The sequence below is a fragment of the Patescibacteria group bacterium genome (assembly GCA_041662665.1).
GTDB lineage: Bacteria > Patescibacteriota > JABMPQ01 > JABMPQ01 > JAQVVF01 > JAQVVF01.
The window spans coordinates 99,769-118,605 of the sequence record JBAZSC010000001.1; the positions used below are offsets into that span (position 1 = coordinate 99,769).

The following is an 18,837-nucleotide window of genomic DNA, read 5'->3' on the forward strand; positions in this document are numbered from 1 at the left end:
TAAACAGGCTGAAAAAAAGCCTGTTTTTGTTTTGCTCAAAAAATTGCTATACTGAAGTTAGGAAACAGAAAATAGTTAACTACGGCGTAACTGTTTTCTGTTTCCTGTTTTCTAAAATTAACACTATGTCCAGCTTCGACACACTCATCACCGAATTTCTCGAATACTGCGAAATAGAAAAAAATAGATCACAATTAACAATCAGAAATTACGATCATTATCTTCGCGTTTTTTTAGCTTGGTCAAAAGTCACCAATATTTCTCAAGTCAGTCCAGATTTAATCAGAAAATATCGTCTCTATCTTAATCGTTATCGCGATCTCAATGGCAAAGCTTTGAAATCAGTAACTCAAAGTTATTATATTATTGCGATGCGTTCATTTTTGAAATACCTAGCCAAACGAGATATTAAAACAATGGCAGCTGAAAAATTAGAGCTACCAAAAATTCCAGAAAGAACAATTGAATTTTTAGAGCCAAATGAATTAGAAAAACTTCTTAGCCAGCCAAACATTCATAATCTAAATGGCTTAAGAGATCGCACAATTTTAGAAACCTTATTTTCTACAGGCTTGCGTGTCAGCGAATTAGTGAGTTTAAATAGAGAAAGTATTAGTTTGCTTCATGATGAATTCACAGTTCGTGGTAAAGGCGACAAACCAAGAGTTGTTTTTTTATCAACTGAAGCAAAATCATGGTTATCAAGTTATTTAAAACAACGCAAAGATAATTTAAAACCATTATTTATCAATCATCCAAAGCAAGCCAGCAAAAATAGCGAAAAAGAAATTGCTGATCTTAATTCCGGACGATTGACACCGAGAAGTATTCAAAGAATTGTTAAAAAATATGCTTTACTAGCAGGCATAACCAAAAATGTAACTCCGCATACTCTTAGGCACAGCTTCGCGACTGATTTATTACGTAATGACGCAGATATCCGTTCAGTCCAAGCCATGCTTGGTCATTCCAATATTACAACCACTCAAGTTTATACTCACGTTACAGACAAAGGCTTGCGCGAAATTCACAAAAAATGCCATCATCGAAAATAATTTTAGAATAAAATAATTAATTTAAAATTTATGCTAAAAAGAGAAAATGGTTCAATACCTGAAGAAGAAATTTCAACAATAAAAGAACAGCCAGAAGGACGAAGTCAGTATGAAGCTAGGGTTCATCATGAAATAGGTCTTATTCCAGAAATATTTTGTGGTGATGAGAAAAAATTCTGGCAACAAGAAGCAAAATCTATCAAAGAAAAAGCCGAAAAAGAATTGGAAAGAGTAAATGATGAGGTTATTGACGGCATAATAAATACTGATGAAAAGAAAATACAAAAATTAAAGAGACTAGAAGCAGATCGAGATCGCAAATTAAGACTTCCAGAACAAGCTATCAATGTGCTAGGTAGAATTGAGGCTGAACTAAGAAAAGGAAAAACTGAAAATGCAAAAAAATATGTTGATAGAATGTTAGTGGATACGCAACAAGAATTAAAAATAGCAAATGAATCTTTTGAGAGATATCAAAAAACAGCAAAAGGAAAATATTATTCAAATTTAAGACAACAGCAATCAATCGATCAAGCGCAATTCAGAAATATTAGTAATCCAAGAATGGCAACCCTTTTAGATAGAAAAGTCGCTGTTACTAATGAATTATTAGAAGAAATGCCAGAAGGCAAAAGTTTAGAATCTAGAGTTACTCAATTTAAAGACCGATTTGAATCGTTGCAAAGAAGCAAGAAATTGCTTGAAAGAAATAAAGTTATGACCGACGAAGAGATTGAAAAAGCATCAAAATAAAGCTCGCGATAAGTAATGTCAAATTTTGACTTTTGAAAGAACTAGAGATCCACAAAAAATGCTATTATTGAAAATAAGCCTTGATTTTTAGTTATTTTTAGTATATAATTTTGACATTAACACTTAACTTTTAACATTTAACAGTTAACTTTCTTTAAAGTTTGTTAATTGTCAATTGTTAAAGGTTAAGTGTTAGAAACGCCCTCATAGTTCAATGGATAGAACACTAGCCTTCTAAGCTGGATATGCAGGTTCGATTCCTGCTGAGGGCAATTTTAAACAGTTAACAATTAACATTTAACAGTTAACTTTTGCTAAAGTTGTTAAGTGTTAATTGTTAATGGTTAACTGTTTTAGAATGGGCGCATAGCTCAGTTGGTAGAGCGTCTGCCTCTTAAGCAGAATGTCAGAGGTTCGATCCCTCTTGCGCCCATATTTTTTTAAAACAATGCAAATTGAATACGAAGCAACATTTTTAAAGGTCAATAAAGATTCAGTTCGCAAGCAATTAAAAAAATCAGGAGCAAAATTAATTAGGCCAGAATTTTTACAAAAGAGAATTGTTTTTAACTTTCCAAAAGGAAATGAAATAAAAGGTGGATGGGTCCGAGTCCGAGATGAAGGTAATAAAACAACAATGAGCATTAAAATTGTTGATGGCTCAAAAATTGAAGACCAGAAAGAAGTATGTTTGCAAATTGATAATTTTAAAAATGCTGAACAATTTTTAAAAACATTAGGTTGTAAACAAAAGTCATTTCAAGAATCAACAAGAGAATTATGGATGTTAGATAATGTCGAAATTACAATTGATGAATGGCCATTTCTAGAACCATTTGTTGAGATTGAAGGAGAGTCAGAAAAAGTAGTTAAACAAGTATCAAAGAAGTTAGGATTTAATTATAAAAAAGCATTTTTTGGAGCAGTAGGAACATTATATAGTCAAAAATATAAGTTGCCAGAAGACACAGTAAATAATGAAACTCCAAAGATTATTTTCAAAATGAACAATCCATTTATAAAATAAAGTTTTCTAGATAATATTATAGCTCTTTCACCCGCCTCAAAAAAAGCAGAGGCGAAGGAGGAACAATGGAAGCAAAAGATGAAAGGTTGCAAGAGATTTTCTTTTTAGCGCAAAAGATAAGTGCATCTATTTCTGTAAGGCAAAAAAACGGAGAAGTAATTGTCGGTACTGTCAAAGGGCACACATTCAGCTGCCGAACAGGTCGTTATGTTAAAATCCAGCAAGCAATAAAAGAAGGTGAAAAAGTAAATCGTGAAAAAGAAATCAATTATTCTGATATTTCTTCAGTGACATTCGAAGTTTAATTATAAAAGCACATTTTCCTGATGCATTTTGCATCTTTTTTTATTCGTTATTTTTAATTTTTCATTTTGCATTTTTAATTTGCTAGAATATCCACAAAATCTCTTGACAGCATAATTTTTCGCGTATATAATTTTTCTATACAAATAAGTTTCTAAAAGTTTCCAAACAATTCACTTCTCTATGATTTACCAAAGAACAAAACTAAAACCTCGGCTAATCATTTAGACATATTTTTAAAAACCTTAAAAATATCTTAGCCGCGGCAACGCGGTTTTTTCAACCTTACACTTAACACTTAACACTTAACACTTAACACTTAACACTTAACGAATTTCGTTGCTTGTTAATTGTTAAATGTTAACTGTTAATTGTCCGCAACTTGACAACTTAATATTGCATTTATAAACTGCTAGTCAATTTTATAAGAGTATATGGCGGATGCCTTGGCTAATTAAACCTAAGAAGGACGTTGCAGCCTGCGATAAGCCTCGGGGAGGTGGCAAGCAACCTTTGATCCGGGGACGTCCGAATGAGGAAACTCATCCTGCATTTATGTAGGATATCTCTTACTTCGGTAAGAGAGGGGTACCCAGTGAACTGAAACATCTTAGTAACTGGAGGAATATAAAACAATAGTGATTCCCCAAGTAGCGGCGAGCGAACGGGGAACAGTCTAAACCGTATCTTAATTATTAGTAACTTAACTTTATTGTTGGTTATTAATAATTAATTTATCGGGGTTTCGGAAACAACATTTACGTAATTCTAAGCGGTTAGTTGAAAGCTTCTGGAAAGAACTACCATAGTGGGTAATAGTCCCGTAAACGAAAACTGCTTCAGATACGGTTGTTTTCCAAAGTAGCACGAGCTAAGTGAAATCTCGTGTGAATTCGGGAGAACTACTCTTCCAAGACTAAATATTTAATTAGACCGATAGTGAACTAGTACCGTGAGGGAAAGGTGAAAAGTATCCCGATGAGGGAGATGAAATAGAACCTGAAACCATATACTTACAAGGAGTAGGAGCCCCGCTTCGGCGGGGTGACTGCGTGCTTTTTGCAGAACGAGCCAACGAGTTAATGTATGTTGCAAGGCTAAGTTATTATTTAACGAAGCCGTAGGGAAACCAAGTTTTAACGAGCGTTCAGTAACATATATTAGACCCGAAACCAGTTGAGCTACCCATGGGCAGGATGAATTTGAACGAAAGTTCAAAGGAGGTCCGAACACACAAGCCGTGCAACACTTGGTGATGACCTGTGGGTAGAGGCGAAAAACCTAACGAAGCTGGAAATAGCTGGTTTTCCTCGAAATAGCTTTAGGGCTAGCCTTATTATTACTTGTTTGGAGGTAGAGCACTGGATGGAATGAGATGGTTTATACCTACTCGTTCCAATCAAACTCCGAATGCCAGACAATCACATAATAGGAGTCAGACTGTGGGGGCTAAGCTTCATAGTCAAAAGGGGAACAGCCCAGATTACCATCTAAGGTCCCTAAATATATGCTAAGTGGTAAAGGATGTGCGATGACTTAAACAGTTAGGATGTTGGCTTAGAAGCAGCCATCATTTAAAGAAAGCGTAACAGCTCACTAACTTAGTTGTCATGCGCCGAAAATATAACGGGGCTAAGCATATTACCGAAGATGTAGAATTCATGCTTTATTGCATGGATTGGTAGAGGAATATTCTGTCCACTGCGAAGCTAAATCGCAAGGTTTGGTGGAGTTGACAGAAAAAAGAATGTTGGCATGAGTAACAAAAATTTTAGTTAAAATCTAAAACATCGAAAATCCAAGGTTTCCTAGGCAATGACTTTCATCCTAGGGTTAGTCGACCCTTACCTTTCGTCAGAACTGACGTGAGGGATGGACAGCAGGTTAATATTCCTGCGCTGTTTTATGTGCTGATATTTTGGGACATGCTTTATTAGGCTAGGTGTATTTCGGTTATATACACTTGCTTATATTAATATGTAAGTGAAAAGGGTGCGATTCGTCAAACCCAATCTAGTCGAAAAAAGCATCCAGAAAAGCAAAATATTTTAGCATAAAGCAATCGTACCTAAACCGACACTGGTGGATTGGTGCTAGTATACCAAGATGTACGGAAGAAACTTCGCTAAGGAACTCGGCAAAACAGCGTTCGTAACTTTGGAATAAGAACACCCCACTTCGGTGGGGCGCAGCGAACGACTTCAAGCGACTGTTTACCAAAAACACATGTCCCTGCTAACTCGCAAGAGGATGTATAGGGGCTGACGCCTGGCCAGTATTAGAACGTTAAGGCGAACCATGCAAGTGGTGACCCGAAGCGCTAATGAACGCCGGCGATAACTATAATCGTCCTAAGGTTAACTATTCGCTAGCCTTAGTAAAATCTAACCAAATGCTGGAAAACCTAATACAAATTATAGATTCTATGGTATAATTCTACCATAGAAAATAATTTATAATTTTATGCTAGACAATCAGCAGGAAAGACTAGAATTTTCTAATTGGATAGTTGGATTCACTGACGGAGAAGGATGTTTTACAGTAAGTATTTTTAAGAATTCAACAACAAAATTAGGCTGGCAAATTTTTCCCGAGTTTGTGATCACTCAAAATGAACAAGATGAAAAACTTTTGCATTTAATTCAGAAATTTTTTAAATGCGGAATAGTAAAGCTAAATCGCAGACAAGATAATCACAAATTTAATCTTTATCAATACTCCGTGAGGAATATTGAAGATCTAAGAAAAATAATTATTCCCTTTTTTAAGCAAAATTCTTTAAGGACAAAGAAAAGAAAAGATTTCCAAATTTTTTCTAGGATAGTCCAAAGAATTATCAGAAAAGAACATCTGAATAAAAAAGGATTTAAAGCAATTGCCGATCTGGCAAGCAAGATGAATCGCCAGAAGAAAAGAAAATTTTAGAATCCTCAGAGACTAAACGTTAGACTTCGTTTTTCGTGAGACAAAGAACGAAGAAGATATAGTCCGAACTGTATGGCGACATACAGAGCTATTATGAAAATGATAGCCGCCTATTTTAAATAGGTATATAAAGTAACAAAATGAGCGAAATTCCTTGTCGGGCAAGTTCCGACCTGCACGAATGGCGTAACGACTTGAAGACTGTCTCAGCGAAGTATCCGGTGAAATTGCATTAGCGGTGAAGATGCCGTTAACCTATAGCAAGACAGAAAGACCCCGTGGAGCTTTACTATAGCTTGGCATTGGTTTGAAGTTTATTATGTTTAGTAATAGGTGGGAGCCTTCGGGCAACAATGAAAGACCACCCTTACTGAATTTTGAATCTAACCCCCTCACCACTTTGCTCAGAAATACAATTTCTGGTCAAGGTAGTGCGGGGAGACAGTGCCTGGTGGGTAGTTTGACTGGGGTGGTCGCCTCATAAAATGTAACTGAGGCGTTTACAAAGGTAGGCTAGTTCCGAATGGAAACCGGAGCGATAGTGCAAAAGCATAAGCCTGCTTTACTGGAAGACCTGCAAGTCGACCAGTTACGAAAGTATAATTTAGTGATCCGACCGTTGCTTGTAGAAGCGCGGAAGCTCATCGGATAAAAGTTACCCCGGGGATAACAGGCTGATCGGGCCCAAGAGCTCATATCGACGGCCCGGTTTGGCACCTCGATGTCGGCTCATCACATCCTGGGACTGGAGAAAACAAACCTTCTCTCTCGCTTGGAAACATGCGAGTAAGAAACGAGCCCAAAACGATGAAGGCCTTCATGAACTTGCGATTTGCATATTTTGCAGGTCCCAAGTATAATAAATATTATAGAAATAATATGAATATATGAAGGTTAACCTCGTGGGAAAGCAATATTTTGAAGCTGATAAAGCTTATACTGCTGGATTTCTTGATGCTGATGGCGCCATTATGGCGACTATCGAAAAACATCAAGAAAAGAAATTTGGCTATAGAGTAAGAATTACAGTAAAAATAACGCAAAGCAAACGAAACATTTTGGATTGGTTTTTAAAGAGATTTCGTATTGGCTTAGTTAGAAAAAATCGCACTACATTTGATTGGAAAATAAGAAATCAAAAAGAAATTGTGCAGATTCTAACTGAATTACTACCTTACCTAAAAGTCAAAAAAATTCAAGCAGAAAAAGCCCTGATAATTTTGCAAAAGGAAATAAAAAATCCTCAGCATTTACGTCAGGTAGCGATATTAGCAGATTCATTAGCGCAACATAATGTGCGGTCAAAAGGCCGTCGCAAAAATTTTGTGCAAATGATCCAAGAACATTGCTCCCCTAACGACTGATTCCCTATTTTTTAAGGGATGAGATAGGCGGTTTCATAGATTATGGAAATTACACCGCTATCACACGGTTCGCACCTAAAACATAATTGGTGACAATTATGCAATGGTGATGGTATAGTCTGATACTCCTCGTAAGAGGAGATAAACAAAAAAGAGGCCCCAAGGGTCCGGCTGTTCGCCGGTTAAAGTGGTACGCGAGCTGGGTTCAAACCGTCGTGAGACAGGTTGGTCCTTATCTGCTATAGGCGTCATGATTTGAGGGGACTCATCCGTAGTACGAGAGGACCCGGATGAACGGACCTCTAGTGTATCTGTTGTCGCACCCGCGGCATTGCAGAGTAGCTAAGTCCGGCCTAGATAAGCGCTGAAAGCATATAAGCGTGAAGCTAACCCCAAGATTAGATCATAGACCCCCGGAAGATTACCGGGTTGATAGGCTGTAGGTGTAAATACCGTAAGGTATGTAGCCAAGCAGTACTAATAGGTCGCATTGACTAGCAGTTTATAAATGCAATACGTGAATTTCTAATTTATAATTTTTAATTTCTATTAAATTTTCAATGAATTAATTTCTAAACACTTGCGAATATCGCAGTTTGAAAATTAGTTTATTAGAAATTTAATAAAAATTAGAAATTGAAAATTAGAAATTTTAACAAAGGCTTTCGAGAAGAGCACGCTTTACGTTTTCTTCTCGGTGGCATTTGCGACAGTGTCCCACCTGTTCTCATCCCGAACACAGAAGTTAAACCTGTCAGCGCCGATGATACCTGCGCTTTATGTGCATGGAAAAGTAGGTCGCCGCCGTTTTATCAAAAAAACCGCCTAATCGCGGTTTTTTTGTTTTTAAAAAGGCATTTGCGATGGTGATTAAACTTTTTATATTCCAAAAAGTTTAATCATAAAAACCGCTTAATAGTGGTTTTTGTGTTTTTTCATTCTTGACAGTTAGTCATTTTTAGCATAATCTTAAATATACATAATTTCCCGCACCTTCAAGGAGGAAGAGAAATGACCAACGATGAATTCAAATCTCATTTGCGTGATGCCTTCAGAAAAAAATATGGCAAAAACGTAAAGATTGAAATGACTTTGATTCAACGAGCTACTTATGAAAGAAAATATAATAAAGTATTCAAAATTCCAGCAGCAATTGATTTTCTACAGCCAGTAGCAATCGTAGAAATCAAAGTATTTGATACTTCGGAAACATTTCTTGCCTTTATGGATATTAACGGTCGAGGATGCATCTGTTCTGAAGATAAAGGCGGAAATCAAAAACAATCGGTCATTGCCAATAATCATCGCGAACTTTCAAGCAAGTCTTAACAACAAATCAATTGTTGTTTTTTATTCTTGACAGTTAATTTTTTCTAGCATAATCTTATATATACATAATTTCTTGCACCTTCAAGGAGGAAAAAATGACCTGGAAATACTTTAAAGAAAATTTAGTATTCGCTATTAAAAAGAAATATCCATGTGCTGATATTTTAATCAATCCGATACAATGGAATACCTATGATATAAATTATAGCAGTAGATTCCATATTCCTGTTGCAATCAATTTCAAACAGCATATGGCCATTGTAATAGTTACTGAATCAGGAAAAACGGAAATCTTCTTAGCCTTTATAGATAAAAAAGGTCGAGGATGCATCTGTTCGGAAGACAAAGAAGACAGGCAAAATCAATCATCGATTGCGAACTTTAAGTCATAACAACAAATCATTTGTTGTTTTTTTATGGTATAATACTCTTAAACAATTAACATTTAACAGTTAACTCTTATTTAATTTTGTTAAATGTTAAAAGTTAATTGTTAACTGTTAAATTCATGCAAGTAATTGCCGACCTCCACATTCATTCCAAATATTCAATTGCAACAGCAAGGAATATGGATTTAGAAAATATTGATCTCTGGGCAAACAAAAAAGGAATTACTGTTGTTGGGACAGGTGATTTTACTCATCCAATTTGGATTAAAGAAATTAAAAAGAATTTAGAACCTGCAGAAAAAGGTCTTTTTAGATTAAAAAAATCAAAAAGCCAGATGCGTTTTTTGTTAACTTCAGAAATTTCCTGTGTTTATCGAAAAAATAATAAAGTAAGAAAAATTCATAATTTAATTTTATCTCCTGATCTAAAAACAGTTGATCAAATTAGTAAAAAATTAGATAAAATTGGTAATATTAATTATGATGGCAGGCCAATGTTAGGACTCGATGCTAAAGAATTAGCCAAAATAGTTTTAGATATCAATCCAAATAATTTGATTATTCCTTGCCATGTTTGGACTCCTTGGTTCTCCATTTTTGGTGCAAAATCTGGTTTTGATTCGATAGAGGAATGTTTTGATGAATATACAAAATATATCTATGCTATTGAAACGGGTTTAAGTTCAGATCCTGAAATGAACTGGCGTTTATCCATGCTTGATAATGTTACTTTAATCTCAAACTCAGATGCTCATTCGCCAAGCAAATTAGGCAGAGAAGCAAATATCTTAGATTGTGAATTAAGTTATTTAGGAATAATTGATGCCATTAAATCAAGAGACTTAAAAAAGTTTAAGGCAACTATTGAATTTTTTCCAGAAGAAGGCAAATATCATTTTGACGGCCATAGAAATTGCAAAACCAGATTAACGCCGCAAGAGACAATAAAATATAATTATCTTTGTCCAAAATGTAAAAAGCCTGTCACGATTGGCACAATGCATCGAGTTGAAAAGTTAGCAGACAGAAAAAAAGGTTACAAACCAAAAAATAGGCCAAAATCAATCCATCTAATTCCATTAGCAGAAATTATTGCTGATATCCTAGGCTTCAGACCGCCTGCTTTGAAAGTACAAACAGAATACGAAAAATTAATTGCAAATTTTAAATCTGAATTTGATATTTTGCTTAATGCGCCAATTGAAGACATCGCCAAAGTTTCAACATTTAAAATTGCCAATGCAATCAAAAACGTCCGTGAAGGCAAGGTCAATATTTTACCAGGATTTGATGGGGAATTTGGTATAATTTCTGTAAAAGAAAACTCTAAATCCTAAATCCTAAACAAATCCAAATTATTAAAATTTAAATGCTCAAAATCTAGCGCCGATAGTTTTGAATTTTGGTCATTTGAATTTTAGATTTGTTTAGTATTTAGAATTTAGTGCTTAGAATTTTTATGTATCTAATACTCGCCTTATCTTTAATCACTCTCGCAATTACCGCAATAATTGCCATCATCACAATCCTTTCATTGTTAATTTTTGGTTACGTCAAAGTTCCTTATGTCAAAACTCCGGAAAAGGGAGTAGAAAAAATGTTTGAATTAGCAAAAATAAAGCCAAATGAAATAGTTTATGATTTAGGCTGTGGCAATGGTCAATTTGTTTTCAAAGCAGAAAAAGATTTTAAAGCAAATGCCTCTGGATTTGAACTTTCACCTTATCCATTCGTTTTGGCTAAGACAAGCCAAATTATAAAAGGCTATAAATCAAAAATTTATTTTAAAAATTTTTTGAAAGAAGATTTGTCAGATGCTGATGTTATTTTTTGTTTTTTAATGCCAGGTGCTTGCAAAAAATTAAGTCAAAAGCTAGATCAAGAATTAACACCAAAAACCAGAATTGTTTCCTATGGTTTTGGTCTACTAAATTTAAAGAATTTCAATTTAGTTGAAAAATGTTATAATAAAAATACACCAATTTATTATTACGAAAATTACAAAACCCAAATACCAAATTCCAAACAAATTACAAATTCCAAAATACAAGCAGACGACAATTTGTAATTTGAGTTTTGTGATTTGTGGTTTGTTTGGAATTTGGGATTTGTGATTTTTTACAAATATGTTATTATATTAATAATCAATTCAAATTTTATTTATGTCTAAAATAACACAAGCCATTATTCCAGCAGCCGGCATGGGAACAAGATTTTTACCAGCCACAAAATCAATGCCAAAAGAAATGTTGCCAATTATTGATCGTCCAATTATTCATTATGTTGTTGAAGAATGTGTAAAATCTGGAATTACTGAAATTATTTTAGTAACTGGTGCCAACAAGAGAAGCATTGAAGACTATTTTGACAATAATTATGAATTGGAAGAACATTTAAAAAGAGCAGGCAAAGAAAAAGAATTAAAAGAAATCCAAGATATCGCCAAGATGGCTAATTTTGTTTACATTCGCCAGAAAGGTCCATATGGCAATGGCACTCCAGTTCTATGTGCAGAACCAGCACTTAACGATGAGCCATTTATTGTCACTTGGGGCGATGAATTTATCTATTCTAATCCTCCAAGAATTAAGCAAATGATTGATGTTTATGAAAAATATGGCAAACCAGTTATTTCCGCTGTCAAAATAGAAGATAAAAAATTATTATCAAAATATGGAATTGCTGATGTTGAGAAAGTTGCAGATAATGTCTACAAAATCAAAGGTATTGTTGAAAAACCAGAAGAAGGAAAAGCTCCATCAAATTTAGCAACTCATGGCGCTTATCTTTTACCTCCAAGAACAATCGAAATTTTAAAAAAGCAACAAACCGGCAAAGGCGGAGAATTATGGCTTACTGATGCTATCAAAACATTAATGCAAGAAGAAGATGTTTATGCAGTTGAAATTAAAAATGGAAAATATTATGATACTGGAAACAAATTAGAATATTTGAAGACCTGTATTGATTTTGGCATGAAACATCCAGAAATGGGCAAAGAATTATGTGAATACATGTCAAAAAAATGCAACATTTAAAAAAAATTTCTAATTTCTAATTTTCAATTTCTATTAAATTTCTAATACTCAAATTTTCAAACCTATCTCTTATCGTCGATGTTTAGAAATTGATTCATTTAAAATTTAATAAAAATTAGAAATTAGAAATTGAAAATTAAAAAACAATGTTCAAAACAAAAAGACAATCTGTACTAACTTTAGCGTTCTTAATCTTAGCCAGCCTGCTAATTTTCACAGGTTTTGGTTGCAAGAAAAAGCCAACAGCCAATGAAATACAACCAATTACCTTGAATTTTTGGTCTGTTTTTGATGACAAAGAAGTCTATGATCCAATGATTACAGCTTACCAAACTTCACATCCAAATATTCATATTGTCTACAAAAAATTAACTTATGAAGAATACGAAAAAGCAGTTGTCGAAGGTCTGGCATCTGGCCAAGGTCCAGATATTTGGACAATTCACAATACTTGGCTTCCAAAAGATATTGGCAAATTAGCGCCAATGCCAGATTCTTTAATGACTTCAGCGATGTACAAAGATGCTTTTGTTGAAGTTGCAAGTTCAGATTTTGTTTTTGATGAAAAAATATATGGCATTCCAATGAGTGTTGATACTTTGGCATTATATTACAACAAAGATTTATTAAATACTGAAGGCATAGTTACAGCTCCAGAAGATTGGGAGATTTTTAAAGATGCCACAACAAAATTAACAAAAACAGATATTACTGATAATATTGTCCAATCAGGTGCAGCAATTGGAACTTCCAAAAACATTAATCGCGCTGTTGATATTTTATATTTATTAATGCTTCAAAATGGCACGCAAATGGTTAATAACCAATTAACCGGAGCCACATTCAATTTGGCAGATGTTAATGATCCAAAATATTTTCCAGGCACAGCAGCAATGACTTTTTACACTGATTTTGCAAATTCCAAAAAAGAAATTTATTCCTGGAATCTGAATATGCCATATTCTATTGATGCCTTTATCGAAGAAAAAACAGCAATGATGTTTAATTATTCTTATCAAAGATCTTATTTAAAAAGCAAAGCTCCAAATTTGAATTATGGAGTTGCTCCTGTTCCTCAAATTACAGGCACTCAAAAAGCAGTTAATTATGCTAACTATTGGGGTAATGTTGTCTCACAAGCCTCAAAATATCAAGCTGAATCTTGGGATTTTGTAAATTTTATTTCAGGTAAAGACAATGTTGATGCTTATTGTAAAAAAACAGATCGACCAGCATCCAGAATTGATGTATTACAAGCTCAATTAGATGATCCAAATTTAAAAGTTTTCGCCAAGCAAGCTTTGACTGCAAAATCTTGGTATCAAAAAGATCCAGCTCAAACAGAAACATTATTCAATAATGCAATTGATGCCATTGTCAGCGAGCAATCAACAGTAGGTGATGAAATCAACACTTTAGCGCAACAAGTAACTAGTTTAATGAGATGAAAAAAATAATATTTTTAATATCATTATTTGTTATATTTTTTCCAGTTGTTATTTTTGCAAAAGAAGCTGGAGATACTTGTACTAAGGCAGACCAATCCGCAGATGGTTGTCCTTATAATAAGAGTAAGTACAGTGAAGGACTCGAATGCAATATTGCCAGTGATTATCAAGGCAAGCCCATTAATAAATGCGTAAATCTAAAAAAAGAAAGTATTCCTGTTGGCGGTTATTGTCTAAAAGATGAACAATGTGAAAAAGAATATTCAGCCTATTCTTATATGTGCAACAAGGCAACCTGGACATGTATCCAAAAAGCGACTCAAAAAGTTGGGCAACCTTGTTCTGAAGATGGAAATTGTTTTAATTCTTATTGCGATAAAACAGGAAATTTTGGCACCTGTAAAAATGTAGAAAAAGGTACTTGCTTAAGTGATGAAGATTGTTGGTCACAACAATTAGGTACAGGTTACCATAGCACTAAACCATCTTGCGATACAAAAATCAGAAAGTGTTATTATCCTAGTTCAAAAAATTATACTGAAGCTTGTATTAGTTCAGGTGAATGTTTAAAAGGTTATGAATGTTTTGTTTTACCTGAAAAAACAGAAGGTCAGTGTCTCTATCCGAAAAATTCAAGAAAAGCAGAAAACAAACAGAATTGTACTATTACAAGCGAATGTGAAACTGGAGCATATTGCCATGATAATTATTGCGATTGGCAAGCGGCAAATACTAGTACATGTACACAAGATATTCAATGTTCTAATGGATACTGTGCCGATGCTAATGGAGTAGCAGTTACTGGTGGTGCTTCTGGCACTTGTGTTACTGGCGTAGCTGAAGGAGGCGCCTGCAGTACAGACCCTAGTTCTACTAAAAAATGTTCATCTGGGTTCATTTGTACCGGAGTGAATGAACAAACAAAAGAAGGAAAATGTGCGAAAAGTACTGTTGAAACTACAGAATCGCTTGATCAAATAGCAGCACAAGAAAAAGCAAAAAGCAATCTCTCCTCTCAGATAAACTTGTATTGTGATGTAGAAGCCACACCAGGCATGTTTACAAAAGGTGTCTCCAATACTTGTTTTAATTGTGGCAATTGCGGTTCTCGCGATATTATGGTAATAGTTACAAATGTTATCAATGGTACATTGCAAATTACAGGATTATTTGCTGCTTTTGCAAGCATTGTTTCTGGTTTTATGTACATTATTTCGCGTGGTAATGACGAACAAGTTGGTAAAGCTAAAGGAGCATTAACTGCTTCAATTACTGGCTTAATCATAGTTTTTACTGGTTATATCTTAATTAATACAGTCATGACAGTTCTTGGTTATAATTGTGGGCAATGGTTTAATCCGACATTCACATGCTAAAATTTTCAATTCTCAATGATCAATTTACAATAAATTTTCATTTTACAATTTTCAATTAGGCTAAATGAAAATTGATCATTGGAAATTGATTGAAAATTGAAAATTGGTAATTGAAAATTAAAAAAATAAAATGTCCAAAAATATATTAAAACTCTCAGGTCTATTTTGTGCAATTTTTATTGCTTTTTTTATTCTGTTTTCATATACGAATGTCTTTGCTGTTAGCGATTATAAATTTTCTTGTTATTGTTATGATTCAAATCCAACGCCAGGCAATGCCAATCAAAGGCTGTACAGAGATCTTTCATCATCCAATCCTGATCCGACAGTATTTTGCACAAATTATTGCAAAACAAGAAAAATGGATATAATGGGCTATCAGGAAACAGGAAAAGATGTAGTAATTTTGCAGGATAAATTTAAATCATTATTCCAACAACAAGTACAACAACAAACTACTCCAACACCTTCTCCAACTCCACAAACACAAACAGATAATCAAGAAAAATGCTATTGTTCTGATGGAAATTTCTATGATATTGAGGGAGGAGATGCAGAATGTACATCTTATTGTATGGATTTAGGATTAGAAAAAGCTAGTCCAGAAGAAGTTCCGGCAGAACAACCTGGTACAACTCCAACTGGCACCCAACCAACAGGCACAACACAAGCAACAACAGGTTGCGTTTGCAAAAACAAAGATAACGATAGCAGTATTACTGATTCTACGGCTTGCACAGATTTTTGTAACAGTAATAATAGAGGCGGAGTTGCATCTTTTACGCCTCCACAAAACAATCAACAAGCAACAAGCGAAACAAGTATAAAAAATCCTTTAACAGGCATTGAAACGCCAGCTGATCTTATCAAAAAAATAATTAATTATGTTTTAGGTTTTGTCGGTGCAATTGCTGTTTTAATTATTATTTATTCTGGTTTTGTCTACATGACATCTCGTGGTAATGAAAAGCAAATAGAATCAGCCAAAAATTCTTTGACTTACGCCATTATTGGTTTAGTCGTAATTTTTGCATCTGTTATTATTGTGAATGCAGTAATATCGGCAATCGGAGGTTAAAATAATAATTTTCAATAACCAATTTACAATTTTCAATAAATTTTCAATGAACAAATTATCAAACATCGCCGACGCCATTGAAAATTGTTGTATTGTAAATTTACTGAAAATTGGAAATTGTAAATTTTAATAAAAATAAAATGAAAAAAATCTCACTTATTATTTCGGCCTTGGCCAGTCTAATAACAATTCATTCAGTCTCCGCAGCAACCTGGGGTCTTGAAATATTAGAAGGCACAGGCTTGCCGAATGAAGCACCTGGCGCATTTATTGCCAGAATAGTTAGCTATGTTTTAGGATTTATCGGTATTTTATTGATCGTTATGATTATTTATGGTGGATTATTATACATGACTTCTCGAGGTAATGAAAAACAAACTGAAACCGCCAAGAATGTCTTAACTTATGCAATAATTGGTGTTGTTATAATTTTTGCCGCATATATTATTGCTCGAGTTGTGATTTCAGCTTTGACTACTGGCGCAACTCAAACTCCATCAACACCATCAGGTCAACAAATTCAGGTCACGCCATCTCAAGTAAGTCCGGAACGATAACATCTAATAACCAATAATCAAATTCCAATAATCAGTAAATAATCAATTATCAATAATTAAATAACCACTAAATTCTATGGAGGGAAGTGGAAAACATAATTTTGATTTAGAAGAAAGAACATTGCTGTTTTCTAAAAGAGTAATAAAGTTGTGCAATGCGTTGCCGAAAAATTGTATAAATCTTCCGTTAATTAATCAATTAATTCGTGCCGCTGCATCAGTAGGTGCAAATTATCGCGAAGCCAACGATGCACTGAGTAAAAAGGATAAGTTATTGAGAATGAGGATTACAAGAAAAGAAGCAAAGGAAAGTCATTATTTTATTGATTTAATTATTGAGAATAATCCAGATTTTAAAAATAGAACTTTGGATCTCTTGGATGAAGCAGATCAATTAAGAAAAATATTCTCTGCTATTATTGATGGTTTAGATAAAAATTCAAAGAAATATTGATTATTTAATTATTGAGTATTGGTTATTTATTGATTATTGGAACTTGTTTATTGGTTATTTTATAGCATGTTTAAAAAATTATTTATCATTTTAATATTAATTTTTCTTATTGGAACTTTGATTCCTCAATTTTCTTTTGCTCAATATGGTTTAGAAGAGGGCCAAAAAATTCAAGGATTATCTCAAACTGCTCCAGAAATTTTCGTTGGTCAAATTATAAAAACTGTTTTATTGTTAATCGGCGTAATTTTAATAGTCTTAATTATTTATGGTGGCTTGACTTATGCAACAGCAATGGGAAATGAGCAAAAAATTGAAACCGGCAAAAAAATTCTTGTTTACGCAGTTATTGGCACAGTTATCATTGCTCTCGCTTATGTAATCACAACTTTTGTAATGAGCGCTCTGTTTCCAATGCAAACAACGACTTCTACACAGGCAACTAAAAATCAAACTGAAACTGAAACTCAAGGACAAACCCAAAGCCAAACTCCAGGACAAACTGATGATAATCTTCATGGCCAAAATATTACTGTTAATCCATTAAATCAAGAAACATGCAAAAAAAATGGTGAGAAATGCCTTTTTTCTCCAAGTGCAAAAGTAGAAGGTCAAACATTAGAAATTCAAGGTACAGCTCCAGTTAATATTTGTTGTGCAGGTTCAATATGCGATATCAATACTCAAAGCTGCATCCCAAAATGCGCTGGCAATGGTGAAAGTTTTGTTAAAGAGACATTAGTTAAACGAGAATATATTGGCTGTTGTCAAGGTTTAAATAGAAACGAACAAACACAGACTTGCGAAAGGCCGAAGCTCTAACGCGGTAGAAAGTAGAATGAAGCAAGTAGCAAGTCTTTCTACTTTCTGCATTCTACTTTCTACTTTCTACAAAAATATGACCATAAAAAAAATCATAAAAATCAGTCTAATTTGTTTAACGTTATTTTTCTGTACAAATATAATCTTGCCCGTTCATGCCGCAGACACTGGAGTTCCAGAAATCAATCAGCAAATGGAACAGTTTGGCGAAAAAACTCCAGTTTCAACTGTCGAGCTACCTGTTTTTGTCGGCAGAATTATCAGATGGGTATTAGCAATTATTGGTGTAATCTTAATTGCAATAATAATTTATGGTGGTTTGACTTATGCAACAGCAGCTGGAAGTGAAGAAAAAACAGGCACCGCCAAAAAGATTTTAGTTTATGCTATAATAGGAGTAATCATTATTGCATTAGCATATGTTCTATCTAGTTTTATTATTGATGCTTTATTTGAATCCAAGACAAGTATTAGATAGAGTAATTTTTCATTTATAATTTTTAATTTGTAATTACTTTGAAAGGGGGTGAGAGAATTGACAAAATTTTTTGCAGTATTAGGACTTTGCGCTATTTTATGTTTATGTGTTACACCAGTAGTAATGGCTCAACGAGGAATTGATGATTCAACAGGACCACAGAACGCTTTGGAAAACCTGCGCAATGAAACAGGTTATACAACAACAGATTTAATTTCTTTTGTTGGCAGAATCATTAAATGGGTGTTAGGAATCGTTGGCGTTATCATGATCGCTTTGTTTGTATATGGCGGTGTTACGTATGCAACATCAGCTGGTTCTGAAGAAAAAATTGAGAACGGCAAGAAAATTATGGTATACACTATTATTGGTGTTGTCATAATTGCCTTGGCTTACGTTCTAACAGACTTTGTTATTGCCGCTTTATTCCCAACAGTCTAA

17 protein-coding genes, 2 tRNA genes and 2 rRNA genes are annotated in these 18,837 nt (G+C 34.0%); all 21 read left to right on the forward strand.

All coding sequences use genetic code 11. The annotated features are described in order from the left end of the window. Positions 1-125 precede the first annotated feature (125 nt). The 21 genes from WC663_00580 (at position 126) to WC663_00680 (ending at position 18,837) form a co-directional block, all read left to right on the forward strand. Complete coding sequence (locus WC663_00580) at positions 126-1,055, forward strand: tyrosine-type recombinase/integrase (GenBank protein ID MFA6295831.1); 930 nt, start codon at positions 126-128, stop codon at positions 1,053-1,055. Between the two features lie 30 nt (positions 1,056-1,085). After that, positions 1,086-1,808: a hypothetical protein gene (locus tag WC663_00585; protein ID MFA6295832.1), complete on the forward strand. Its 723-nt coding sequence runs from the start codon at positions 1,086-1,088 to the stop codon at positions 1,806-1,808. A gap of 200 nt (positions 1,809-2,008) precedes the next feature. Further along, positions 2,009-2,080: transfer RNA gene (locus WC663_00590), tRNA-Arg, on the forward strand. An 88-nt stretch (positions 2,081-2,168) separates the two neighbouring features. Then, positions 2,169-2,241 (forward strand) — tRNA-Lys (locus tag WC663_00595). Positions 2,242-2,256: 15 nt separating this feature from the next. Next, entirely contained in the window at positions 2,257-2,835 is a 579-nt protein-coding gene (locus tag WC663_00600; protein ID MFA6295833.1) for a CYTH domain-containing protein, read from the forward strand. A 65-nt stretch (positions 2,836-2,900) separates the two neighbouring features. Further along, a complete protein-coding gene (locus tag WC663_00605; protein ID MFA6295834.1) occupies positions 2,901-3,140 on the forward strand; it encodes a hypothetical protein in 240 nt (79 codons plus the stop codon). 412 nt (positions 3,141-3,552) lie between these two features. Continuing rightward, positions 3,553-7,925, forward strand: a 23S ribosomal RNA gene (locus WC663_00610). A gap of 195 nt (positions 7,926-8,120) precedes the next feature. Beyond that, positions 8,121-8,237: ribosomal RNA gene (rrf, locus tag WC663_00615) — 5S ribosomal RNA — on the forward strand. Between the two features lie 201 nt (positions 8,238-8,438). After that, on the forward strand, positions 8,439-8,756 hold the full coding sequence (locus WC663_00620; protein ID MFA6295835.1) for a hypothetical protein: 318 nt from the start codon (positions 8,439-8,441) through the stop codon (positions 8,754-8,756). Between the two features lie 95 nt (positions 8,757-8,851). Then, positions 8,852-9,148, forward strand: a complete 297-nt coding sequence (locus WC663_00625) for a hypothetical protein (GenBank protein ID MFA6295836.1) — start codon at positions 8,852-8,854, stop codon at positions 9,146-9,148. Positions 9,149-9,264: 116 nt separating this feature from the next. Next, positions 9,265-10,482 carry an endonuclease Q family protein gene (locus WC663_00630; protein MFA6295837.1) on the forward strand — a complete coding sequence of 406 codons (1,218 nt, stop codon included), beginning with the start codon at positions 9,265-9,267 and terminating at the stop codon, positions 10,480-10,482. A 122-nt stretch (positions 10,483-10,604) separates the two neighbouring features. Then, the gene (locus WC663_00635) at positions 10,605-11,213 is read left to right on the forward strand and encodes a hypothetical protein (protein MFA6295838.1); all 609 of its coding nucleotides are present in this window, start codon (positions 10,605-10,607) and stop codon (positions 11,211-11,213) included. A gap of 94 nt (positions 11,214-11,307) precedes the next feature. Then, on the forward strand, positions 11,308-12,183 hold the full coding sequence (locus tag WC663_00640; GenBank protein ID MFA6295839.1) for a UTP--glucose-1-phosphate uridylyltransferase: 876 nt from the start codon (positions 11,308-11,310) through the stop codon (positions 12,181-12,183). Between the two features lie 146 nt (positions 12,184-12,329). Then, entirely contained in the window at positions 12,330-13,631 is a 1,302-nt protein-coding gene (locus tag WC663_00645; GenBank protein MFA6295840.1) for an extracellular solute-binding protein, read from the forward strand. Next, the gene (locus tag WC663_00650; protein ID MFA6295841.1) at positions 13,628-15,007 is read left to right on the forward strand and encodes a pilin; all 1,380 of its coding nucleotides are present in this window, start codon (positions 13,628-13,630) and stop codon (positions 15,005-15,007) included. The genes WC663_00645 and WC663_00650 overlap by 4 nt, the downstream gene beginning before the upstream one ends. A gap of 130 nt (positions 15,008-15,137) precedes the next feature. Beyond that, entirely contained in the window at positions 15,138-16,085 is a 948-nt protein-coding gene (locus tag WC663_00655) for a pilin (GenBank protein ID MFA6295842.1), read from the forward strand. A 140-nt stretch (positions 16,086-16,225) separates the two neighbouring features. Then, positions 16,226-16,642, forward strand: coding sequence for a pilin (locus tag WC663_00660; protein MFA6295843.1), 417 nt, complete (start codon positions 16,226-16,228; stop codon positions 16,640-16,642). A 76-nt stretch (positions 16,643-16,718) separates the two neighbouring features. Continuing rightward, positions 16,719-17,096: a four helix bundle protein gene (locus WC663_00665; GenBank protein ID MFA6295844.1), complete on the forward strand. Its 378-nt coding sequence runs from the start codon at positions 16,719-16,721 to the stop codon at positions 17,094-17,096. A 66-nt stretch (positions 17,097-17,162) separates the two neighbouring features. Further along, positions 17,163-17,918: a pilin gene (locus WC663_00670; protein ID MFA6295845.1), complete on the forward strand. Its 756-nt coding sequence runs from the start codon at positions 17,163-17,165 to the stop codon at positions 17,916-17,918. Positions 17,919-17,994: 76 nt separating this feature from the next. Continuing rightward, the gene (locus WC663_00675) at positions 17,995-18,396 is read left to right on the forward strand and encodes a hypothetical protein (GenBank protein MFA6295846.1); all 402 of its coding nucleotides are present in this window, start codon (positions 17,995-17,997) and stop codon (positions 18,394-18,396) included. Positions 18,397-18,444: 48 nt separating this feature from the next. Further along, the gene (locus tag WC663_00680; GenBank protein ID MFA6295847.1) at positions 18,445-18,837 is read left to right on the forward strand and encodes a pilin; all 393 of its coding nucleotides are present in this window, start codon (positions 18,445-18,447) and stop codon (positions 18,835-18,837) included.